We start from the raw sequence: 24972 nt of genomic DNA, 5'->3' as shown, positions 1-24972 counted from the left end.
GAGCTAAAACTGCAATAAAACACGTTGTGCCGAAAATCCCGGACCAAAACTCAACATCAATCCTTTTTCTCCTTTTTTAGGTTTACTGTCGATAATTCGTTCTAAAACATATAAAACAGTCGCACTTGACATGTTTCCATACAATCGCAACACTTCTTTTGTATCATCGATGTTTTTTCCCAAATCCGAAAATAAACCTTCAACCGTTTGAACAATTTTTTTACCTCCAGGATGAAAAATTAAATGATCGATAGTTTCTATAGTTTCCTTATTCTTTTCTAAAAATGGATTAATAATATCAGGAAAATGTGATGCAATGGTTTCAGGAACTTCAATATCCAATACCATCTGCAAACCTGAGTTCGTGAGTTTAAAACCCATCATCTGAATGTTGTCATAAAAATGGTACATTTCTTCGGCTAGTATTTCTGGACCTTCGTCATCCTGATGGGAAGAAAGCAAAACGCAAGCTGCACCATCACCAAAAATAGCTGCGCTTACAATATTGGCCATCGAATAATCGTCTAATTGAAATGTCGCAGTCGGACTTTCTACCGCAATAACTGCAGCACGTTTTCCTGGATTCGCCTGCAAAAAATTTTTAGCATAAATAATTCCCGAAATCCCGGCAGCACAACCCATTTCAGTTACTGGAAGCCTAACAATATCTTGGCGTAACTTCAATTTATTAATCAAATAAGCATCTAATGAAGGAATCATAATTCCGGTACAACTCACCGTAATGATGTAATCTAAATCTTCGGGATTCCAATTAGCTTTTTTTAATGCTTTTTCTAATACTTTTTCGCCTAAATTAATTACTTCGCGTACATAAATATCATTTCTTTCCTCAAAAGAAGTTTTCGTAAAGACTTCAATTGGATCCATAATAGAATAGCGTTTATCAACAGCTGCACCTTCAAAAATTTTCTTTACTTTTCTAATGAAACGCTCATCTTGTCCTACTAACCAAGCATCCAAAAATGGAATGATTTCTTCCGTTGTTCTGGAGTATTTTGGTAATTGTTTTGCAACTGTTTGTATTTTTACACTCATATTTTCGAAATTAGCCACTGGTAGCGAAAGGCCCATTTCCAATGAATTTTATAGTTTTTAAAATTTAATTTTTGCGAGAAATAAATTAATTCTTCTTTTTTGAAACCTCTTAAAATTGAAATTAATCCATCCTCTCGGGACATTTTATTTAATCGAAAAACAAAACATAATGCCTGAAATAAACGATAGGCTATTGAACTCCTTTGTAAATCATTTATAACAATTCCAACATTTGAATTAGCATTAAATACATTCAATAACTGAATTATTTCATTGTTTTTGAAATGATGCAACGTTAAAGTACACAGTACAATATCGTATTTTAATTCTTGAAAAGGTTTATCAAATATATCTTCACATTGGTACGATATATTAGAATATTTTTTAGATAGTTTTTGCGCATGATTAATTGTAAAATTATTAGCATCGATACCAGTTAATCGAAATTTAAGATTATTTTTTAATCCAAAATCTGCCAATGTTCGTAACATATCACCATTTCCACAACCTACATCAACAATACTTATTTCATTTGCTTTTGAGATATCTTTAATCAAATGTTGAACTCCTCGTAAAGTTAATAGGTTTCCGCCTAAAAGCTGATTGATTTTGGCAATTTTGTCTAAGGCATCCCGTAAGATTTCTCCTTCCATGTCAAAATCATCCATAGTTTCAGGTTCGTCCGTTCTGTATTTGGTGTTTATAAACATTTATCAGTTTAAAATTATAGGTTTTCCATGCGTTTTTTTTATAATCTTCGGTAATAAAAAAGGAAATGTAATCAATATACGCATCAATAGACCTGAAAGTTTTTGATTTTGCAAAAGATTAGATAAAAGCTTCCCTATTTTTAATCTTTTACTAAAATTAGAATTCCATTCCTTATTGTATTTTTCTTCTAATTCGTTTCTGGATTTGATGTCATCATTGCAATATTTCGCTACTAATTCAGACACAATTTTAGCACTATGGATAGCCATTGCCATTCCATTTCCACATAAAGGATGAATTAGTCCAGCTGTATCTCCAATCATTAATATATGATTCTCAACCGCTTGTTTTTTTTCAAAAGATATTTGGCTTATTGTTAACGGTTTTTCAAAAAGTAAGTTAGTGTTTTCGAAAATTGTTTTTAAATGTGGGTTTTGAAAAACGACGTTATTTTGATATTCTTCAACGTTTTTAAACTTCTTAAAGGTTTCGTAATCTGCTAAATAACATATATTAATTATATTGTTTTCTACTTTTGAAACACCACAATAACCACCATTAAAATTATGTAATCCAACTATATCACTAGGAATATCTCCAGAATAATGACCTTTTACAGCCAACCAAGGTGATTTTTTTTGGATAAAATTACGATTTAGTTTTTGATCAATAATTGAACGTTTGCCAAAAGCTCCAATTACAATTTTAGCTTTTAAAATAGTTTTTTTTGAAGTTGTTACGGTAAATATTTCATTTTCAAAAACGATTGTTTCTACATAATCCTGAATAATTGTACAACCATTTGCAATTGCTTTTTTATATAAATATTCATCAAGAGCATACCGACTAATTCCAAATCCTCCAAGAGGCAAAGTACTTTTAATTGTCTTTCCTTTAGCTGTCGAAAAGTTAAGTTTTGTTATTGTTGCAGGGTGTAAATCAGCTATTTTTAAATCAAGCCAATTGAAATAAGGTAAAACTTCATTGGAAATATATTCTCCACAAACTTTGTGCTTTGGAAATTCATTTTTTTCAACAACAGTAATTTTAAATCCAATTTTTGACAAATGAATTGCAGCAGTCAAACCTGCTAAACCACCACCAATAATTAAGACTTCCTTATTTTTCATACTGAAGTAAATTTATGGATTTGTTTATTAATGTAGTTATGATATTTAATAAAAAACTTACATAATTAATTATTGTTTGTTATCTAGAAATGTTGGGTGTTGTATTACAATTAAGCCAAAAAAAAGCTGTTTTATTACAAACAGCTTTTAATTAATTTACAATTTTCCTTCTTTTATTTCTTCTACAATTTCAGGATTTAATAATGTTGTAGTATCTCCAAAATTCGAATAATCTCCTTCGGCTATTTTACGTAGAATTCTACGCATGATTTTTCCTGAACGGGTTTTTGGTAGACCGGAAACAAATTGAATTTTATCTAATTTAGCAATTGGACCGATATGATCTGATATATGCTGATTTATTTCTTTGATAAGATTTTCTTTATTTCTTGTTTCTCCAGTTTCTTTTAGAATAACAAAACCGTATAATGCATTTCCTTTTACATCATGCGGGAAACCTACAATTGCGGATTCTGCTACTGCAGGATGCTCATTAATTGCATCTTCAATAGGGGCAGTTCCTAAATTATGTCCCGAAACAATAACAACATCATCTACACGACCTGTAATTCTATAATACCCTACTTCGTCACGTAAAGCACCGTCTCCAGTGAAATATTTTCCTGGAAAAGTAGAAAAATAAGTATCTATATATCTTTGATGATCTCCCCAAATGGTTCTGGCAATTCCAGGCCATGGAAATTTAATACACAAACTTCCTACCACTTGATTGCCTTCTATTTCATTTCGTTTTTCATCCATCAATACCGGTTGAATTCCAGGTAATGGTAAAGTTGCATAAGTTGGTTTAGTTGGCGTTACAAAAGCGATTGGAGAAATCATAATTCCACCTGTTTCAGTTTGCCACCATGTATCTACTACAGGACATCTTTTATCTCCAACATGGTCATTATACCAATGCCAAGCTTCTTCGTTGATAGGCTCACCTACTGAACCGATTACTTTTAATGATTTTAAAGGGAATTTTTGTACATATTCTAAGCTTTCTTTTGCTAAAGCACGAATAGCGGTTGGTGCAGTGTAAAACTGAGTAACTTTATGTTTTTCGATAATTTCCCAGAAACGACTAAAATCAGGATAAGAAGGAACTCCTTCAAAAATAACAGTAGTTCCGCCATTCAATAATGGACCATATAGAGCGTAAGAATGTCCCGTAATCCATCCTATATCAGCGGTACACCAAAAAATATCGTTTTCTTCATGATTAAAAACATTTTTAAACGTGTAAGCAGTATAAACCATGTATCCTGCTGTAGTATGTACCATTCCTTTTGGTTTACCTGTAGAACCGGAAGTATAAAGAATAAACAACGGATCTTCGGCATCCATAATTTCAGCTACATTATTGTCCGATGCTTCGTCTAAAAGAGGTTGCAACCATTGGTCACGACTTTCTTTCATATTTACAGTTGTATTCGTCCTTTTAACTACTAAAACATTTGAAACACAAGGACAATTTATCAATGCTTCATCAATTATTCCTTTTAAATCAATAGTTTTATTACCACGGTAACCACCATCTGATGTGATGACCATTTTGCATTCACTATCATTAATTCTAGTTGCAACTGCCGAAGCTGAAAATCCAGCAAAAACAACGGAATGGATTGCCCCAATTCTGGCACACGCTAATGTAGTTATTGCCAATTCAGGAATCATTGGTAAATAAATACAAACACGATCTCCTTTTTTTATACCTTGTTCACGCAAAACGTTTGCCATTTTGCAAACACTTTGGTGTAATTCATTATAAGAAATATGTAAAGCTGTTTCTGTAGGATCGTTTGGTTCAAAAATAATAGCCGTTTTATCACCTCTTTTAGCAAGATGTCTGTCAATACAGTTTTTAGTCATATTCACTTTAGCTTCCGTAAACCATTTTACTTCTGCTTCAGCCATATTAAAATCTACAACTTTATCCCATTGCTGGTACCATGTAAAATTTTCTTCTGCTATTTTACCCCAAAATTTTCTTGGCTCACGAACTGATTTATTATAATGTTTAAAATATTGTTCTAAATTATCAATTTTATAGTAGCTCATGTTTTTTTAATTTTTTATAAAAGTATTAAATCTCAAGCTATTCTTAAAATTATTTAAATTATAAATTCCTATAGAAATTTAAATATTAAATAAAAAAAATAACTTTTTAATGATAATTTGTTCGTTTTTTACTGTTTTATAAAATTTTGATACAAACAAAAAAAGCGAGATAGATTTCCTACCCCGCCTTTTATCTCAACAAAATTTAACAACAAATAATTTTTGTAATAAAAAATTACTTTATTACAATTTCAATTAAACTGCACTTTTATACATTTTAAAAATATAAAGGCAGTTCCTAATTCTATTTTAAATAAAGGAATTACTCCACTTAACTCTCAGCTTGTTCGAAGTTAAGTGAATGTAATTATGCATCCATATCCTCTTTTCTTTTAATAAGTGCTTACTAATTCAAAATATTATGGATTCAAATGATATAATGCAAATCCCAACACACCCTCATGTGTGGTAATTCCTAATTTTATTATCCTATTTTTTTCATTGCAGTCATAGATTCTCTCAACCACTCTCCTACTTCTTCAATAGGGTGTTGACGAATACTTTTATTTACGGCAATAAGTACTGCATTATCTACTCCGTTAGAAGTTGAGAATGGTTTACCAATTATGTTTGTGTCTACAGTTTTCATAAAATCAACCAATAAAGGCTTACAAGCATGATCAAACAAATAACAACCGTATTCTGCTGTATCAGAAATGATTCTGTTCATTTCATATAATTTTTTTCTTGCAACTGTATTTGCAATCAAAGGTAATTCATGTAAAGATTCGTAGTAAGCTGATTCTTCAATGATTCCTGATTGTGTCATTGTTTCGAAAGCTAATTCTACACCCGCTTTAACCATTGCAATCATTAAAACACCATTGTCAAAATATTCTTGTTCTGAAATATGAGCTGCTGTTGGAGCCGTTTTTTCAAAATTAGTTTCTGCAGTTGCAGCTCTCCAAGTCAATAAATTAACATCATTATTGTCCCAGTCAATCATCATGTTTCTTGAAAATTCTCCAGAAATAATATCATCTTGATGTTTTTGGAATAACGGACGCATAATATCTTTCAATTCTTCCGAAATTTCATAAGCTTCAATTTTTGCAGGATTAGAAAGACGATCCATCATGTTTGTAATTCCACCATGTTTCAAAGCTTCAGTTATAGTTTCCCAACCGTACTGAATTAATTTTGAAGCATAAGCTGGCTCGATTCCTTTTTCAACCATTTTATCGAAACATAAAATTGAACCTGTTTGTAACATTCCACAAAGAATGGTTTGTTCTCCCATTAAATCCGATTTTACTTCAGCAACAAAAGATGAGTTCAAAACTCCAGCTTTATGTCCACCAGTAGCAACTGCGTATGCTTTTGCTTGTTCGAAACCTTCTCCGTTTGGATCATTTTCAGGGTGAACTGCGATTAAAGTTGGTACACCAAAACCTCTTTTATATTCTTCACGAACTTCAGATCCTGGACATTTAGGAGCACACATGATAACCGTGATGTCTTTACGAATTTGCATTCCCTCTTCTACGATATTGAAACCATGAGAATAAGCTAATGTTGAACCGTTTTTCATCAAAGGCATGATTGCTGTTACTACAGCAGTATGTTGTTTATCTGGTGTAAGGTTACAAACCAAATCAGCAGTTGGAATTAATTCTTCATAAGTTCCCACTTTGAAACCATTATCAGCAGCATTCATGTAAGAAGCTCTTTTTTGAGCAATTGCTTCTGCACGCAATGCGTAAGAAATATCTAAACCCGAATCTCTCATGTTTAAACCTTGGTTCAAACCTTGAGCTCCACAACCTACGATAACTACTTTTTTTCCTGCTAATGCTGCTATACCATTTGAAAATTCAGATTGATCCATGAATTCGCAAACGCCTAATTGTTCTAATTGTAATCTAAGTGGTAATGAATTGAAATAATTTGCCATCTTTTTTTATTTAATGATTTTAAAATTTAATAATTGAAATTTTGATTATTACAATAACGTTTTTAAGCGTTACTGAAAAATGAATTCTATTTAAGTTCTTCTAATAAAGTTGATATTTCCATTTTTTCTTTGGAAACTGATATTCTTCCTGAACGCACAAACTGCATTATTCCGAAAGGTTTTAATTTTTCATAAAGTTCTTCAATTTCAGAACGCCTTCCTGATTTTGAAATTACAAAAAAGTCTCTTGATACAGTAACGATTTCTGAGTGGCTTTCTTTAATGATATTTTGTATTTGTCTTTCATCAAATAATAAACTGGAATGTATTTTGAACAAAGCACTTTCTAAAAAAATAGTTTCTTCATCTACATGATAAAAAGCTTTGATTACTTCGATTTGTTTTTCGATTTGGCCTACAATATTTTGTACCCATTTTTCAGTTGTATCTACTACGATGATGAATCTGGAAACATTTTCTATTTCTGATTCGGATACATTTAGACTCAATATATTGATATGGCGTTTCAAGAATATTCCAGATATTCTGTTTAATAAGCCAACGTTGTTTTCTGAATAAACAGAAATGGTGAATGTTTTATTTTCCATAATATTAACTTAATCTCATCTCAGAAACCGATGCTCCTGTTGGAATCATTGGGAATACATTATTTTCTTTTTCTACCATAACTTCAAGGAAGTACGATTCTTTTGAAGCCATCATTTCAGCAACGGCCGCATCTAAATCTTCTCTTTTGGTTACTTTTTTTGCTTTAATATAATAACCTTCAGCAATCGCTATAAAGTTAGGATTGGTCATTTCCGTAGAAGCATATCTTTTGTCAAAAAACAATTGTTGCCACTGACGCACCATTCCTAAAAATTCGTTGTTCAAAACAACAATTTTTACAGGAACTTTAGTTTGAAAAATAGTTCCTAATTCCTGAATGGTCATTTGAAAACCACCATCACCAATAATAGCAACCACTTCACGTTCCGGCATTCCCATTTTGGCCCCAATCGCAGCCGGTAAAGCAAATCCCATCGTTCCTAAACCTCCAGAATTAATGATGCTTTTAGTCGAATTGAATTTAGCATAACGACAGGCAAACATCTGGTGTTGCCCTACATCAGGTACAATTATAGCGTCACCTTTAGAATGTTTGTTAATCATTTCGATAGTTTCCCCCATGGAAATTCCTTCTTTCTTAGGTTTTAACTCGTCATTGATTACTTCTTCTTGTTCAATTTTATACATTTCCTTGAACTCGTTGTGCCAAGATTCATGTGTGTTACTTTTGATTAAAGGGAGTAAGGCAGTCAGCGATTCTTTGACATCGGCTAAAACGGCCACAGTTGTTTTTACGTTTTTATCTATCTCCGACGGATCAATTTCGAAGTGAATAACTTTAGCTTGTTTTGCATAAGTGGCTAAATTTCCAGTCACACGGTCATCAAAACGCATTCCAAGTGCAATCAAAACATCACACTCGTTTGTTAATAGATTAGGTCCGTAATTTCCGTGCATTCCTAACATTCCTACATTTAAGGGATGATCTGTTGGCAATGCCGAAAGTCCTAAAATAGTCCAAGCAGCTGGAATTCCAGATTTTTCAACTAATGCTTTTAACTGTTCTTCAGCTTCGCTAAGAATAATTCCCTGACCAAAAACGATATATGGTTTTTTTGCATTATTAATTAGCTCCGCAGCTTCTTTGATTTTTTCAATATCTAAAGTTGGCTTTGGATTATAACTTCTAATGCTAGTACATTTTTTATAACTGAATTCAATTTCGTCAAACTGAGCATTTTTTGTAATATCAATCAATACGGGCCCAGGACGACCTGATCTTGCAATAAAAAAAGCTTTAGCAATTATTTCAGGTATTTCATGTGCCTCAGTAATTTGATAATTCCATTTAGTAACCGGAGTAGAAATTCCAATAATATCGGTTTCTTGAAACGCATCTGAACCTAATAAATGTTTTCCTACCTGACCAGTAATACAAACCATTGGAGTAGAATCAATCTGAGCATCGGCAATTCCAGTTACAAGATTTGTTGCTCCGGGACCTGAAGTAGCTATTGCCACACCAACTTTCCCTGTTGCTCTTGCAAATCCTTGAGCGGCATGAGTCGCCCCTTGTTCGTGGCGTACTAAAACATGCTGCAATTGATCTTGAAATTTATATAATTCGTCGTAAACCGGCATGATGGCACCACCTGGATAGCCATAAACCAAGTCTACTCCTTCTTCTAATAAGCATCTAATAACGGCTTCTGCGCCTGATATTTTTTTTGTTCCCATGGGTACGTTTATTATTTTTCCTCACCCGAGCCTTTTTCAAAAGAAAGTTAGTCGAGATTGATATAGTATTCTTAATTATTTACTTTTAAAATAAAAGTCCAAACCTATTTTATTTCCCTTTCGGGAGTTAGGGGGATTATTTATCGGTTACACATCCTTCAGAGGCACTGGAGACCGAACGCATATATTTAAGTAACACTCCTTGTTTAATTGGTGATACTGGTTGAACCCAGTTGGCTTTACGTTTTGCCAATTCTTCGTCAGATATTTTCATATTGATAGTGTTTTTCACAGCATCAATTGTAATCACATCACCGTTTTCTATCAATGCAATTCCTCCACCTTCATAGGCTTCTGGAGTAACGTGTCCTACCACAAAACCGTGAGAACCTCCAGAGAAACGCCCATCAGTAATCAAAGCAACAGTACTTCCTAGACCAGCTCCCATAATGGCAGATGTTGGTTTTAACATTTCAGACATACCAGGACCACCTTTTGGACCACAGTAACGAATAATCACTACGTTTCCAGGTTTCACTTCACCTGCTTGTATTCCTCTAATCACATCTTTTTCACCTTCAAAAACTACCGCTGTACCTTCAAAAAACTCACCTTCTTTACCGCTAATTTTAGCCACACAACCTTCGGAAGCTAAATTTCCGTATAGAATTTGAATATTTCCAGTAGCTTTTAATGCTTTTTGGATTTCATGAATTACTTCTTGACCATCATGTAAATCAGGAATTGAAGCTAAATTTTCAGCTATTGTTTTTCCCGTTACTGTCAAACATTCACCGTGTAAGAAACCTTCTTTTAATAAATATTTCATTACTGCTGGAACGCCTCCTACATTATGTAAATCTTCCATTAAGTATTTACCGCTTGGTTTCAAGTCGGCTAATAATGGTGTTTTATCACTGATATCTTGAAAATCTTTCAATGTCAATTCAATACCTACAGCGTGTGCCATTGCAATTAAATGCATTACCGCATTGGTTGAACCTCCTAAAACAGCTACCATCGTAATTGCATTTTCAAATGCTTTACGAGTCATGATATCTCTTGGTTTTATATCTTTTTCTAATAATATTCTGATAGCTTTACCAGCATCAACACATTCTTGTTTCTTTTCTGGACTCAAAGCAGGATTAGAAGAACTGTAAGGCAAACTCATTCCTAATGCTTCAATTGCTGATGACATTGTGTTTGCAGTATACATTCCACCACAAGCACCTGCACCTGGACAAGCATTTTGAATTACTCCTTTGAAATCTTCAGGTGTAATTGTATTCTTAATTTTTTTTCCTAAAGCTTCAAAAGCAGAAACAATATTCAAATCTTCACCTTTCCATTTTCCTGGATGAATGGATCCACCATAAACCATAATAGATGGGCGATTTACTCTACCCATAGCCATTAAAGCTCCCGGCATATTTTTATCACAACCTGGAACAGCAATCAGACCGTCATACCATTGGGCTCCCATAACTGTTTCGATTGAATCTGCAATTACATCACGAGAAACCAGAGAAAAACGCATTCCATCATTACCATTAGAAATACCATCACTTACACCAATAGTATTAAAAATCAAACCCACTAAATCTTCTTTCCAGACGCCAGTCTTAATATCTTTAGCCAAATCATTTAAGTGCATATTACAAGGATTTCCGTCGTAACCCATACTCACAATTCCTACTTGCGCTTTTTTAAGATCTTCTTCTGTCAGACCAATTCCGTAAAACATCGCTTGAGAAGCTGGTTGTGTTTCGTCCTGGGTGATTGTTTTACTGTATTTATTTAATTCCATTATATGATTGTTTCTGTATTTATAAATTTATTCCAAAAAAAAACCTTCCAAAATAATCGGAAGGTTTTAAATATTTTTTTAATTATATCTATAACATTCCTACTGCACATGTGATTACCACATTGACATTAATAATTGAAGATATAATAGTTACGATTTTCATTTTTTTTATTTGTTTCAAAAATATGAAAAACAAATAGAACAAAAAAAAATAATCTTAAAATTATAAGTGCTTTTCAATTATTAAATGCACTTTTGATTATTGTTTTGTTAAACAATAGTCGATTGTCCTATTTGGACATTATCACTTTTAAAATATAAATCGTCTTTACTTAAAATGACATTCGAAATAAAGTCTCCAACTTCATTGGTCCCGAATTTTGAATCTGCTTTCAAATCTACTGTCACAACATTATATTCAATTGCTTTTTCTACAGCTTCGTACACTTTTTTAGCTTCTTTATGAAGTCCAAAATGTTCTAAAAGCATTGCTGCTGATAATATTGAAGCGATTGGATTTGCTATGTTTTTACCTTTTGCTTGCGGATAAGAACCATGAATGGGCTCAAAAAGCGCATTTTTATTTCCTAATGATGCCGAAGCCAATAATCCTATAGAACCTGTAATAACACTAGCTTCATCAGATAAAATATCTCCAAATAAATTTTCGGTCAAAATGACATCAAATTGTTTAGGATTTAGGATAATTTGCATTGCAGCATTATCAACAAAAAGAAAATCCAATAGTACATCAGGATAATTTTCACTTACTGTTTTAACAACTTTTCTCCATAATCGAGAAGTTTCAAGAACATTGGCTTTATCCACCATCGTTACTTTCTTACGTCTATTTTGTGCAGCTTTAAAAGCCAAATGAGTAATTCGGGTGATTTCCTCTTCTGAATATTCGCACAAATCAGAAGCTATTGTGCCAGCATCGTTCAATTTTTTTTCGCCAAAATAAACGCCTCCGGTAAGTTCTCTGAAAATAGTAAAATCAGCACCTTCAATAATTTCTCTTTTTAAAGGAGAAGAATCTAACAATGATTTATATGGTTTTATAGGTCGAATATTTGCAAAAAGACCTAATTCTTTTCTTAATTTTAATAAACCTTGCTCCGGACGAACTTTAGCGCTGGGATTGTTGTCGTATTTTGGATCACCAATGGCACCAAACAAAACCGCATCCGTATTTAGGCAAAGGTTAAGCGTTTGCTCCGGGAGAGGATTTCCGGTTTTATCTATGGCAACAGCTCCCATAAGAGCATCTTCAAAAACAAATTCATGATCATATACTACACCTATAGCATACAAAGCTTTCTTTGCCTGTAGGGTTACCTCTGGCCCTATTCCGTCTCCTGGCAATACTGCTATTTTTAAATTCATGGTTAGTCTTTTAATTAATCTATTCTGAAAAAATGTTTTTATTAATTCCTTATTAAATCACTTTGTATTTTGCAAGCTTCAATAATTTGATGAATATCATCATCTAAGACTTCTTTTTTAATATCGGCAAATTTCAAAAACTCAATATAAACTACATCCAATTGTACTTTAGTAAGTTCATATCCTACTTTTTTTGCTCTGTAAGCTAATGCTGCTCTACCACTTCTAGCAGTAAGGACTATAGACGACTCATTGACCCCTACATCCAAAGGATCCATGATTTCATAAGTTGCTCTGTTTTTAATCACACCGTCCTGATGAATTCCTGAACTGTGTGCAAAAGCGTTAGCACCAACAATTGCTTTATTGGGTTGCACCATCATTCCCATACTTTCAGAAACTAAACGGCTCATTTCATTCAACTGTTTTGTATTGATATCAGTGTATAAATTCAAATAAGGATGTTGTTTGAAAATCATTACTACTTCTTCAAGTGCAGTGTTTCCCGCTCTTTCACCTATTCCGTTTATAGTACATTCTATTTGTCTTGCTCCGTTTACCGCACCAGCAATAGAATTTGCAGTTGCCATTCCTAAATCATTGTGACAATGACAAGAAAGAATAACATTTTCAATCCCTTTTACATTTTCTTTTAGGTATTTGATTTTGGCACCATATTCTTCAGGTAAGCAATATCCGGTAGTATCAGGGATATTAAGTACTGTAGCACCTGATTTGATGACTTCTTCACAAACTCTTGCTAAGAAATCATTATCAGTTCTACCAGCATCTTCAGCATAAAATTCTACATCCTCAACATACGATTTCGCATGTGAAACTGCGAATTTTGCTCTAGCAATAATATCTTCTCTAGTGGTATTTAATTTGTGTATTATATGTGAATTTGAAGTTCCAATTCCAGTATGAATACGTGGTTTTTTAGCATGTTTTAAGGCAGCGGCAGCAACATCTATATCATTTTTCACTGCTCTGGTTAAACCACAAACAGTAGCATTTTTTACAATCTTACTAATTTCAGAAACAGATAAAAAATCACCTGGACTAGAAACAGGAAAACCAGCTTCTATAATGTCAACACCCATTTCGTCTAAGCGGTTTGCTATAACGAGTTTTTGATTGGTATCTAATTTACATCCTGGGACCTGTTCTCCATCTCTTAAGGTGGTATCAAAAATTTGAACTTTCTCTCTATTCATTTTCATTTATTTAATGTAATTTCACATCTCGATAACAAATTTATATTTCATTACTTTAATATAAAACTCATTTTAACGAAATATACTGCTTATAAAGAGAATTTATGCTTTATAACTAACTGACTAACAAGCAACTAAGCTACAATATTTTACAATGGCTAACCATCAAAAAGATTTCTTATTTGTATTAATTAAATCCCTTTCAAAGTCTGAAAAAAGACAGTTTAAGATTTTTGCAAGCCGACTCGAGACGAGTTCAAATACAAAATTTATCGAATTATTCAATATTTTAGACAAATCAGAGGCATATGACGAGAAACTTATTCTAAAAAGTGGTATCATCAAAAAAGTACAATTATCAAACCTGAAGTCCTATTTATATAAACAAATTTTAGTGAGTATTCGATTGAATATTCCGAGTCAAAACATTCGGTATCAACTAAGAGAGCAAATTGATTTTGCGGCAATATTATACAATAAAGGTTTATACAAACAAAGCTTAAAAATACTAGATAAGACAAAGATTTTAGCATTAGAAAATGACGAAAAACTCATGGCCTATGAGATTGTAGAATTCGAAAAACTAATTGAATCACAATACATTACTCGAAGTATTCAGGGACGCGCCGATGAGCTAGTTATTCAGGCCAAAGAATTGAATTATCGCAATACTATTTCCAGTAAATTATCTAATTTATCCTTGCAGTTATACGGTATTATGCTCAAAACTGGTTATGTGAAAAGTGATGAGGAATATAAATATATAGATGACTATTTCAATAAACACATTTCTAAATTCGATGAGAAAAAATTTGGATTTCGTGAAAAATACTGGTTTTATAATGCCAATCTTTGGCATAGCTTTTTAGTTCAGGACTTTTTAGCCAGTTATAAATATGCCTATAAATGGGTCAATCTTTTTTATGATAATCCCAATATGATTTATCTAAATCCAGTATTTTTCCTTAAAGGAAACCATTATTTATTGGAGTCTTTATACATGCTTAAATACAAATCAAATTTTAAAAAATATTTGGTTTTACTCGAAGAGACTATCAGTGATCCTCGTTTTCCGGTGAATGATAATATTGCCTCTTTATCATTTTTATATCTCTATAATAACAAATTAAATTATCATATTCTTGAAGGCACTTTTGCAGAAAGTGAGTACTTAATTCCTGAAATTTTAGACAAATTAAAATTACATAGTGAACATCTTGATGAACATCACGAAATGTTGTTTTACTATAAAATTGCTTCTATTTATTTTGGTAACGAAAAATATAATGAATGCATTTTTTATTTAGAGAAAATCATAAATAACAAAAATCTTTCGATGCGGGAAGATTTAATGTGCTTTTCCCGAATTCTTTGTCTTATAGCTCATTATGAATTGGGTAAAGATTATTATTTGGAAAACCAATTGAAAAACACCTACAAGTTTCTATTGAAAATGAATGATTTACATGAGGTTCAAAAGGAAATTATGCGATTCATGAAAAACCTAAACTCGATTTATCCAGGTGATATCAAAAAAGAGTTTGTAAAAATGAGAGAGCGATTTATCGAATTGGAAAAAAACACCTACGAAAAAAGAGCATTTCTTTACCTTGATATCATCTCTTGGCTCGAAAGTAAAATTGAAAACCGAAAAATCAGTGATATTATTAAGGAAAAAGCTAAATTGAGTAATCGATAAGATTTTAAGTCATAAATAAGTAATTAGACTGCACCTAAAAGTTTAAACACAAATTGGCGCAGTCTATTTATTAGCCTTTTTATTATTCTAATTTCTCAGTTTTAAAAAGAATTGGGGTTTCCAGTAAAAGTGGTTTCGAATTTTCGAAAAACGACTGAATGTAAGATTGTTGATTATGATTATCCAATCCGTTTTGATTTTCCCAAATTTCATGAAAAATAAAGGTATTAGATTCATCATAACTTTGATGTAAATCATATTGAATACACGCTGCTTCTTTTCTTGAATTATGAACTAAATCAATTAAAAGAGATTTTAATGTCTCTATATTTTCCAATTTACTTTTTATAATTACTGTTAGATTTATTTGCATAATTAATTTAAAAATAGTTTTGTTAAATGGTTTTGATACACTTTAAGATCATTTTCTACATCAGCATTTTTTTCAATATCATGAAAATGAATACTTTGTAATGGCTCCATTCCAGTAAAAGCATTCATTCGGTGAAAACCAAATAATGGCCCTTCATCCATACTGTGCTGATGGAAAAATTCTCCAGGTAAAGTAAAAGCTTCTTTTGGAGCATTCCAAGAAGTGGTCAACATATATTTTTTACCATGAAGCATTCCTCCTGTTCCATAATTAACCGTTGGATTTTCCGCGGAACGTCCATCACTTTTATAAATTCCTTTCGCGTGCCCTTCAGTAAAAACGACATCAATGTATTTTTTAAACCCATGTGGCAACTGAAACCACCATATTGGTGTATGATAAATGATTACATCAGCCCAAACAAATTTTTCAACTTCAGCAATAGGATTGTAGTCGTCATTGATATTGGTAGTTTTGACTTCAAAATCAGTATTTTTTTTGAAAAAAATCAAAGTTTCATTCGAAATAGTTTCATTAAATCGTCCTCCTGAATGGCCAAACTTTTGTCCGCCATTGATTATAAATATTTTTGTCATGATTTGTATATTTAATTTAATGGTGCAAAGTTAGAACGAGAAAGTCTATTATTAAAATAGCTTAATTCATACCTTTGTATTATAATTATAATAGTTATGATCAATTTAGAATGGTATCGCACTTTCAAAGCAGTTTATAAAACAGGAACGTTAACAAGCGCTGCTGAAGTATTGTTTATTTCTCAACCGGGCGTGAGTCTGCATTTGAGTTCCTTGGAAAATTATGTAGGTTATAAATTATTTGACCGAACTGGACGAAAAATGGTTCCAACCGAAAAAGGAAAAGTGCTCTACAATTTTATCATTGAAGCGTTGACCAAACTAGAGGAAGCCGAGAAAAATTTTCAACGCAGCACGGAGAAAAATACACCAACCATAAGTGTGGGAATGTGTTTTGAAACATTCCAAATTACATTGGAACAGTATGTTTCGACCTTGCCATTTAATGTTATCATTCAGTTTGGTGAATATCCTGAAATGGTCGAAAGTTTAGAAAAAGGAATTCTGGATTTAATCATCACACCGCAAATGGTAATTAAAAATGCAATAGAATATCAAGCCTTTTCATCAGAAACTATTGTGCTTGTAGGCGGAAGTGAAATTGACAATTTAGAATTCAATTCCATTGAGAAAAATAAAAGTATAGAAGAAATCGAAAATTGGTTAAAACAACAAAAATGGTATGGAACTACAGGAGATATGGAACATTTACGCCGTTTCTGGCAGTTAAATTTTAATAAACATCCTGATTTCAGACCTAATTATATTGTTCCTAATCTAAATTCAATAATTCGTTGTTTAAGCAGTGGTAAGGGATTGGCTGTTGTTCCTGATTTTCTTTGCCGAAAAGAAATTGATAACGGTTCCATTAAAATGATTTGGGAAGGGAAGACTCCATTAAAAAATACGCTTTATTTTGCGACCAGGAAAAAAACAATATATCAGGAAGAAATTGCCTTAATCAAGAAAATTTTTCTAGAATTAAACTAAAGTACTACGTTCCAAAATATTCATTACTTTTAAAGAACATTTAAACATTTCAATTATGAATGGATTTTTCAAGACAATACTCGCAGGTTATGGCGCCAAAAAATTAGGTGGCGGCTGTTTTGGCACAATTATACTATTTATAATTATCTATTGGATATTAGGTTATTTTTAGAATTTAAAACTTTAAAAACAACCTAATTATAATCCCAAAAATTAATAGGCTAAAAGTTCTTTCAAATCATTTTCGAATCTTGCTTTCGGTAAATATTGATCTTCCAACGCTTTTGTAAAAGGAATTGGCGTATCTAAACTTGCGACACGCTTAACTGGAGCATCAAGATATTTAAAGCAATTTTCCATAATCATTGCCGAAATATCACTGGCAATTCCGCCAAACATACTGTCTTCCTGATAAATAATCACTCTTCCTGTTTTCTTTACCGATGCAAAAATAGCTTCGGTATCCAAGGGCTGTAAAGTTCTCAAATCCAATAAATCAGCTGAGATGTGAGGGTTTTTAGCTAAAGTTTCCAATGCCCAATGTACCGCTGCTCCAAATGAAATAATCGTAACCTGATTTCCTTCTTTCAATAAAGCCGCTTTTCCTAGTGGAATCGTATAATAATCAGTAGGAACATCTTGATAAATACTTCGGTACAATTGCTTGTGTTCAAAGAATAATACTGGATTCGGGTCGTTTATTGAGGTATTCAATAATCCTTTGGCATCATAAGGAAATGCTGGATAAACCACTTTTAAACCTGGTGTTTTAGTAAACCAAGCTTCATTAGTTTGCGAATGAAAAGGACCAGCTTGTGTTCCGCCGCCGCAAGGCATCCGTACTACAACATCAGCCTTTTCTAACCAACGGTAATGTGACTTTGCTAATAAATTCACAATTGGATTAAATCCTGTCGAAACAAAATCAGCAAACTGCATTTCAACAATCGCTTTATAGCCATTTATAGATAATCCCATTCCGGCCGAAACCACGGCGCTTTCACAAATAGGCGTATTGATAACCCGTTCTTTACCAAACTGCGCTACAAAACCATCGGTAATTTTGAAAGCACCACCATATTCAGCAATATCTTGACCCATGATTACTGAGTTTTCGTGACGTTCCATAGATTGTCGCAAACTGGTAGAAATAGCATCTATAAAACGAATATTTTCCTTATCTTCAGATGGGTTAACGTGTTCAAATGTATATGATTTATAAACATCATTTAATTCTTCACTTAATGTAGCTTCAATTTCTGGTTCGGCATTAGCAACAGCCAAACTTTCATCAATGTCTTTCTTTATTTCAGCATGTAAAACAGTGTCAAAATCAGCAGTAAGAATTCCGTTTTCTATCAAATATTTTTTATAATTTTCTACTGGATCTTTGATTGCCCACATATCCATTAACTCCTGTGGAACATATTTAGTGCCACTCGCCTCTTCGTGTCCGCGCATTCTAAAAGTTTTGAATTCTAATAAAACCGGACGTGGATTTTCTTTCATCGAAGCCTTCAATTCAGATAATAAATTAAAAACTTCAAGTATATTATTTCCATCAACAATATGACTTTCCATTCCATAGCCTTTCCCTTTATCGGCAAGGTTTTCACATCGGTATTGTTCATTTGTAGGTGTCGATAGTCCGTAACCATTATTCTCTATTACAAACATAACTGGCAATTCCCAAACTGAAGCTATATTCAAAGCTTCATGAAAATCGCCTTCACTAGTTGCGCCTTCACCAGTGAAAACAGCTGTGATTTTACCGTTTTTTTTGAGTTTATTGGCTAAAGCAATTCCGTCAGCCACTCCTAATTGTGGGCCAAGATGAGAAATCATTCCAATAATTTTATATTGTTGGGTTCCAAAGTGAAAACTTCGATCACGACCTTTGGTAAAACCATTGGCTTTGCCTTGCCATTGTGAAAACAATCGGTACAATGGAATGTTTCTTCCTGTAAAAACGCCTAGATTTCTGTGCATTGGCAAAATATACTCATCAGAATCTAAAACTGCTGTAACACCAACAGAAATAGCCTCTTGGCCAATTCCTGAAAACCATTTGGATACTTTTCCCTGACGAATAAGAATCAACATTTTCTCCTCAATAAGTCTTGGTTTCAGTATTCTTTTATATAAATCTAATAATTGATTGTCAGTAAGATTTTTTCTATCGAAGATCATTTTTTCAGTTTTAATGTATGGTTCAAAGATAAAAAAATATAACAGTTTTGTGTAAATTTGTTATATTTTTTTATATTATTGATTTCAATAACAGGAATATTTCCATGATGATGAAAGTATCAAAAATTACATCTATAAAACTAAATATATATATAAATTAATACTTCTATAACTCTAGACTTTGATAATTTAATTATCCAACCATTTTTTTAAATCATTTACTCGGTCCCGACTTACAATTCTAGCGTCATTATCTAAAAATTTAGTTGCAATAGATAAACGGCTATTGAAATAAGTATTCACTTTCTCTATTGAATGAATATTTAGAATTATTTTTCTATTGATGCGGAAGAAGTTTTTAGGTTGCAATATCGATTCCAGTTGGTCTAATGAATAGTCAATTGAATAGTGGCTTCCTTTATGGGTCACTAAAAAAGATAGGCTTTCCCTAGTTTCAAAATGATGAATTTCTTCGATTTTTATGGTCTCGATGGTTTGACCTGATTTGACTAAAAAGCGTGTTTTATACTCTTTATTCATTTGCTGATAAGCCGTTGAAATACTTGAAATAAGGTCTTTATTTCCTACTTGTTGTTGCTTTTTAAACTTTTCCATAGCAAATTGCAACTCTTGTAAAGCAATGGGTTTCAATAAATAATCGATGCTATTTTGCTTGAAAGCCTGAATGGCATAATTATCGAAAGCGGTAGTAAAAACAACAGGAATTTCAAGTTCTATTTGGTTGAAAATCTCAAAACTATTGCCGTCAGCCAAATGAATGTCCATAAAGATTAAATTGGCAGTTAAACCTTCCTTGAAAGCCGTTACCGACGTTTTAATTGTATCAAAATATTTAATCACAGTTATAGAGGGATCTATTTTCTGCAAAAGAACAGTCAAATGTTCTGCCGATAATTTTTCGTCTTCTATAATTATTACTTTCATTTTTTCTGTATTAAAGGTAAAATTACTTTAAAAATTTCTCCGTTGTTAGAAACGATGACTTTTTTGTCGGTAAAAAAGGAATACCGTTGCTCTATATTTTTCGACCCAGTTTTAGTGCTTTCTGCAGTGTTGCTTCTTGGCAAAATTGGGTTTTCGATGATTAATGAATTGTTTTGCGTATAAATTAAAACTTTCAACGGATTGGCTTGCGAAGTTTCGTTGTGCTGAATTGTATTTTCAACTAACATTTGCAAACACATTGGCAATATAAAAGCTGATTTTTGGCTTTCCTCTATTTTTATTTCAAAAAGAACACTGTCTTCAAATCGTATTTTTTGCAAATAAATATAATGATTTATAAAATCCAATTCTTCTTGTAAAGGAACTAATTCAGCATTTTTGGTATCCAAAACATAGCGGTATACTTTGGCCAATTCAGTGATAAAATCAGCGGCTTTGTCTTGGTTCTTATAAACCAACGAAGTCAAAACACTTAAATTATTGAATAAGAAATGGGGATTTAATTGATTTTTTAAGTTTTGCAATTGAGCATTAGCACTTTCAGTTTTGTATTTTTCTATTTCAACTAAACTATTTTTTAAAGCACTAAAAAATTCACTTCCAATTTTGACGGCCAAAAGCGCCAAAGTAAAAAGAATGGCTGGTGGAAAAATTTCCATCATTTTACGATTGATAATTTGGCCATCACCAAACCGTAATTGATGCAGCAAATACATCAAAGCAAACAAGGTAATTGAGGTATAAACAAACGAAAGTATACTCTGAATAATCAACCTCTTTTTAGTGTTTTCAATCCAAGGATACTTGGTATTCAACAAGTTGTCGATAGCTTCATTTCCTTGCCAAATTATTACTATAATGACAGTTATGAATAGTAAATCCCATTCAAAAAATTCCTCAATTCGAAAAAACGCGATTTTAAAAAAGAATGCTATTGCAATCGCAATTCCTAATTTGTTTATTATTTTAAATTTTGAATTCTTCATTATTTTTTCTTAAAAAATGCAATTTATAAATTAAATTTGGAAAGAAACCCTGTTGACAGATTAGTTGTTAATTGGAAGCCTATTTCATAGTCGTTTGATAAGCCATTTATTACTTTGGAGGATTTCCTTCGTGCGGCGGGCGTGTCGTTTTTTCGAGTTCGATGTACTTCTCAAATGCATTTTCAGGGATGACTTTTTTTACTTTATTATCCCTGATTTTTGCAAGTGCATCTACTTTCGATTTTTCGGGCATACTCGGTGGATTTGATTTAAAATCAACTAACTTTTCCATTTCTGTAAAAAAGTCTTTGAAGGCAGCACTCACTTTTGCCGTTTGGTTTTTGTCTAGTTTGAGTGGCTGGCAAATTTTTTCGTTAACCATTTTCAACCGTTCCTCAATGGTTGGTGGTTTGCGTCCTTTGCCGTCGGGTTGGGGTTGAGCAAAGCAAGCACCCGAAAATAAACTGATAAAAAAGACTGATATTACAATATATGTTCTCATAATTTTTAAAATTTTATTTGTTATTAATTTTAATTGTAAAATTAGATTTTACAATCGTATTTGTTTTTTAAAACTGCAATTTATAAATAAAATTAGGAAAGAAACCCAATTGATAGGTTGTATTCAAACTCATACTTCTATTATCATACGTTTGTGAAAACATATTTTTATGATTGGTCACATTTTGTAAATCCAACGAAAAGGATTGGGATAGCTTTTTGGTTTTGCTATTAATGATATAACTTCCTTTTACATCCAAACGGAAATAATTGTCATAATTGGCGGAATAGGCGTCTGTTGACAACACTTCCTGACCTGCATCTTGCGATGCCGAAATATCAACTGGAGTATAAGCTCTTCCGCCAGCATTGGTGAATTTAACGTCTGTCGAAATTTTATTTTGACCACCAACTTTCCATTCTTTTCCTCCTAAAACATTGAAAACATATTTTCCGTTGAAAGCCGTATTTCGTTCTACACCATCACTTCCTTTGTATTTTGAATTGTATAAAGACGAAGTAAACAAGCCATAATAGCCCTTGCTGAAGAATTTCTCAATGGTAACTTCTGCACCATAATTGGTTCCAGTTCCTGCATTAATAAGATTGTCTTCTAAATCGGTTTTGAAGCTTGAACCTGTGTTCAGCATCGAATAACTACTCGAAAAAGTATTCACCGGAACATTAGCAATAGCTTGATAATACACTTCGGTTTTCAATCGCCAATCCTGAAACGGTTGTAAATCATATCCCAAAACAAAATGCTGGCTTTTGGTGGAATCTAAATTTTTGTTGTTGAAAGCATACGAGCCATCCGTGTTTTGAGTTTGAAGAAAATAAACATTAATTGGCTGCATTTGTGAATGTAAACCATACCCTAGACTAAAACTACTTTTGCTGTTTACAGCATATTTCAATCCCAAACGCGGTTCAACTGAAACCGAATTATTCAAGAAAAACTTTTGCGAATGAATACCAGCATTTAAAATCAACTTTTCGCTAATGTTGTATTTAGCCTGAACAAAAGCTTGCGCCAAATTAGTAGAACTGTTTGTATCCCAAACTTGTTTCCAAGTATCGGAACTGTTTTGCTTTGTTTTATAAAATAGATCCAAGCCCATCAATTCATCTTGAATTCCCGCTTTTATAAAAAACTTTGGATTTAATTTTAAATTATAAGTGGTGCTAAAATTATAGCCAGTTTTGGCCACATTACTCACTTCTTTGGTAAAAGTAGCATTTGCCATTCTGTCGAAATCATATGAAGTTTGGTCTGTTTTGGAATAATTCAATCCAATGGTCGAACTGATAAACGATTTAATATTAATTTGTTTGAAATAATTCAAGCCAACTATTCCAATTTTACTGGCAAAATCAACCTGATTGCCATTCCCATATAAAGAATTTGAATTTCCACCTTCAATATTTATGGTGCTGGAAGCCAAAATTCCGAACATTGAAAATTTGCCCAATTTAGAAGTACCACTATTCAATTTAAACGATAAATCTTGATAAGACGGTGTTGCTGTTGTTCCTATATCAACTCCAACCAGTTTTGCTACACCAGCTAAACCATATCGATATCCAACTAAATAGGAGGAACCTTTTTCTTTGTTAATTGGTCCTTCAGTTGTGGCTTCAAGACCTGTAATAACACCCAATTGAATGGTAGTTTCTCTCTTTTTTGAATTTCCATTTCTAAAACCAATATCAAAAACACCCGAAGTAGCATTACCATATTCGGCAGGAAAAGCGGATGTAAAGAAATCGGAATTCTTTAATAAATTGGTATTCAAGGCACTTACGGCTCCACCAGTCGTTCCAACCGTTGCAAAGTGATTTGGATTGGTTACATTCATTCCGTCAATGCGCCATAAAACACCAACAGGCGAATTTCCTCTAATTACGATATCATTTCTGCTGTCATCGGGGGTGCTAACACCAGCAAAATTTGCTGCCATTCGTGCCACATCGCTTCTTCCACCAGCGTAACGATTGACCTCTTCCATAGAAAATGTTCGGGCGCTCACTGTTGCAAATTTATTAATTGTTCCCGATTTTTTGGATGCTTTCACAACTACTTCGTCCAGTTTTTTGAATTCATCTTCCAAAGTAATATCCAAAATAACCTCTTTACCCGATGTCACAATCACCTCTGGGATTACCACTTCTTTATAACCAGCTAATGAAACTTTAATTTCGTAACGGTCAGGAGTAATATCGGTTAAAATATAATTTCCTTTTTCATCGGTTACAGTTTGTTTTTCGGAATTATTTATTTGAACTGCCGCACCAATTATGGGTGTTTGAGACAATTTATCAGTCACGTTTCCACGAATATTCTGTTTGTTGTTTTGAGCAAACGTAGCGGTCGAAACAAATAGAAGTAAAAGAATTGTTTTCGAACCAAAATTAGGTTTAAATTTTCTGAATAATAATGGAATACTCAATAGCAACACTATTATAGAACCCCAAAACAAAAAGAGCGCCATCGATAAATTTAAAATTGAAGTAGTGGATTGCCATTTCCCATTCTCCAAAACCAGATCAATTTGTTGCTTATTCTCGTCATTCAAAACGTATAATTGGTTGGGCAATCCTTTTTTTAATATAATTAAGGAGCTTTGATTATGTGGAGTATCCATAAACATTCCATTTTTAAAATACATGGAGCTAATATTTTTAGAAAAACCAAATACTTCTACAACCAGTTTAGTTTCGTGTCCTAATAATACTAGGGGTTTGCCAAATTTAAGGGTGTCCTGATCATTACAAATAAACAGAACATTTTTTTTGAAATGATCTGTTACCAATGCTCTAAATTCTTCGGGAGTTTTATAAGCATTCTTTCCATATTTATAATCTACCTCCCCTTTAAATGCGGTTAGTGAACTGTATATTTGTAAATAGCATTTCCCTTTTTCGTTCTGATAAATCATTACTGTTGACAAATCGGATTGATGTGCCTGTATAGAAATACTAGTTAAAAGAAACAGAATTCCTATTACATTTCTTTTCATTTTTTTAGTATTAAAA

Annotated in this window: 19 protein-coding genes; 2 read left to right on the top strand and 17 right to left on the bottom strand. The window is 32.6% G+C overall.

Going from position 1 to position 24972, the window contains the following annotated elements; translation table 11 throughout:
* Positions 1-3 precede the first annotated feature (3 nt).
* From T410_RS13160 to T410_RS13115, 10 genes are all read right to left on the bottom strand, one after another.
* Positions 4-1056, bottom strand: coding sequence for a type III polyketide synthase (locus T410_RS13160; RefSeq protein ID WP_035672518.1), 1053 nt, complete (start codon positions 1054-1056; stop codon positions 4-6).
* Positions 1053-1766, bottom strand: coding sequence for a methyltransferase domain-containing protein (locus tag T410_RS13155; RefSeq protein ID WP_035672516.1), 714 nt, complete (start codon positions 1764-1766; stop codon positions 1053-1055). Before T410_RS13155 ends, T410_RS13160 begins: the two co-directional genes overlap by 4 nt.
* 3 nt (positions 1767-1769) lie before the next feature.
* On the bottom strand, positions 1770-2897 hold the full coding sequence (locus tag T410_RS13150) for an NAD(P)/FAD-dependent oxidoreductase (RefSeq protein WP_051929423.1): 1128 nt from the start codon (positions 2895-2897) through the stop codon (positions 1770-1772).
* Between the two features lie 156 nt (positions 2898-3053).
* Positions 3054-4961: an acetate--CoA ligase gene (gene acs, locus T410_RS13145; protein WP_035672510.1), complete on the bottom strand. Its 1908-nt coding sequence runs from the start codon at positions 4959-4961 to the stop codon at positions 3054-3056.
* Between the two features lie 484 nt (positions 4962-5445).
* Positions 5446-6915, bottom strand: a complete 1470-nt coding sequence (ilvC, locus tag T410_RS13140; protein ID WP_035672507.1) for a ketol-acid reductoisomerase — start codon at positions 6913-6915, stop codon at positions 5446-5448.
* 86 nt (positions 6916-7001) lie between these two features.
* Complete coding sequence (ilvN, locus tag T410_RS13135; RefSeq protein ID WP_035672504.1) at positions 7002-7523, bottom strand: acetolactate synthase small subunit; 522 nt, start codon at positions 7521-7523, stop codon at positions 7002-7004.
* 4 nt (positions 7524-7527) lie between these two features.
* Complete coding sequence (gene ilvB, locus T410_RS13130; RefSeq protein WP_035672501.1) at positions 7528-9222, bottom strand: biosynthetic-type acetolactate synthase large subunit; 1695 nt, start codon at positions 9220-9222, stop codon at positions 7528-7530.
* A 136-nt stretch (positions 9223-9358) separates the two neighbouring features.
* Positions 9359-11032, bottom strand: a complete 1674-nt coding sequence (gene ilvD / locus T410_RS13125; RefSeq protein WP_035672499.1) for a dihydroxy-acid dehydratase — start codon at positions 11030-11032, stop codon at positions 9359-9361.
* Between the two features lie 270 nt (positions 11033-11302).
* Positions 11303-12418 (bottom strand): 3-isopropylmalate dehydrogenase, encoded by a 1116-nt coding sequence (gene leuB, locus T410_RS13120; RefSeq protein ID WP_035672497.1) that lies wholly within the window; start codon positions 12416-12418, stop codon positions 11303-11305.
* A 41-nt stretch (positions 12419-12459) separates the two neighbouring features.
* Positions 12460-13635: a 2-isopropylmalate synthase gene (locus T410_RS13115; protein WP_081897885.1), complete on the bottom strand. Its 1176-nt coding sequence runs from the start codon at positions 13633-13635 to the stop codon at positions 12460-12462.
* Between the two features lie 154 nt (positions 13636-13789).
* On the opposite strand from T410_RS13115, the gene T410_RS13110 reads away from it, so the two are divergent.
* Positions 13790-15334 (top strand): hypothetical protein, encoded by a 1545-nt coding sequence (locus T410_RS13110; RefSeq protein ID WP_035672495.1) that lies wholly within the window; start codon positions 13790-13792, stop codon positions 15332-15334.
* Between the two features lie 82 nt (positions 15335-15416).
* Here T410_RS13110 and T410_RS13105 read toward each other — a convergent pair whose 3' ends face one another.
* Positions 15417-15707 (bottom strand): putative quinol monooxygenase, encoded by a 291-nt coding sequence (locus T410_RS13105; protein ID WP_035672492.1) that lies wholly within the window; start codon positions 15705-15707, stop codon positions 15417-15419.
* 2 nt (positions 15708-15709) lie between these two features.
* Positions 15710-16303: an NAD(P)H-dependent oxidoreductase gene (locus T410_RS13100; protein WP_035672489.1), complete on the bottom strand. Its 594-nt coding sequence runs from the start codon at positions 16301-16303 to the stop codon at positions 15710-15712.
* 96 nt (positions 16304-16399) lie between these two features.
* Here T410_RS13100 and T410_RS13095 point away from each other — a divergent pair, with 96 nt between their 5' ends.
* The gene (locus tag T410_RS13095; RefSeq protein WP_035672487.1) at positions 16400-17293 is read left to right on the top strand and encodes a LysR family transcriptional regulator; all 894 of its coding nucleotides are present in this window, start codon (positions 16400-16402) and stop codon (positions 17291-17293) included.
* 213 nt (positions 17294-17506) lie between these two features.
* Here T410_RS13095 and T410_RS13090 read toward each other — a convergent pair whose 3' ends face one another.
* From T410_RS13090 to T410_RS13070, 5 genes are all read right to left on the bottom strand, one after another.
* Positions 17507-19483: a thiamine pyrophosphate-dependent enzyme gene (locus tag T410_RS13090; RefSeq protein WP_035672485.1), complete on the bottom strand. Its 1977-nt coding sequence runs from the start codon at positions 19481-19483 to the stop codon at positions 17507-17509.
* Between the two features lie 189 nt (positions 19484-19672).
* Entirely contained in the window at positions 19673-20428 is a 756-nt protein-coding gene (locus T410_RS13085) for a LytTR family DNA-binding domain-containing protein (RefSeq protein WP_035672482.1), read from the bottom strand.
* Positions 20425-21435, bottom strand: coding sequence for a sensor histidine kinase (locus T410_RS13080; protein WP_035672479.1), 1011 nt, complete (start codon positions 21433-21435; stop codon positions 20425-20427). Before T410_RS13080 ends, T410_RS13085 begins: the two co-directional genes overlap by 4 nt.
* Positions 21436-21544: 109 nt before the next feature.
* Complete coding sequence (locus T410_RS13075) at positions 21545-21937, bottom strand: hypothetical protein (RefSeq protein WP_035672476.1); 393 nt, start codon at positions 21935-21937, stop codon at positions 21545-21547.
* A 67-nt stretch (positions 21938-22004) separates the two neighbouring features.
* The gene (locus T410_RS13070) at positions 22005-24956 is read right to left on the bottom strand and encodes a TonB-dependent receptor (RefSeq protein WP_193743745.1); all 2952 of its coding nucleotides are present in this window, start codon (positions 24954-24956) and stop codon (positions 22005-22007) included.
* Between the last annotated feature and the right edge of the window lie 16 nt (positions 24957-24972).

The organism is Flavobacterium sp. 83 (assembly GCF_000744835.1).
Taxonomy (GTDB): Bacteria; Bacteroidota; Bacteroidia; order Flavobacteriales; family Flavobacteriaceae; genus Flavobacterium.
Note: the sequence above shows the minus strand (reverse complement) of the source record. Positions and strands in the feature narration are given on the sequence as shown.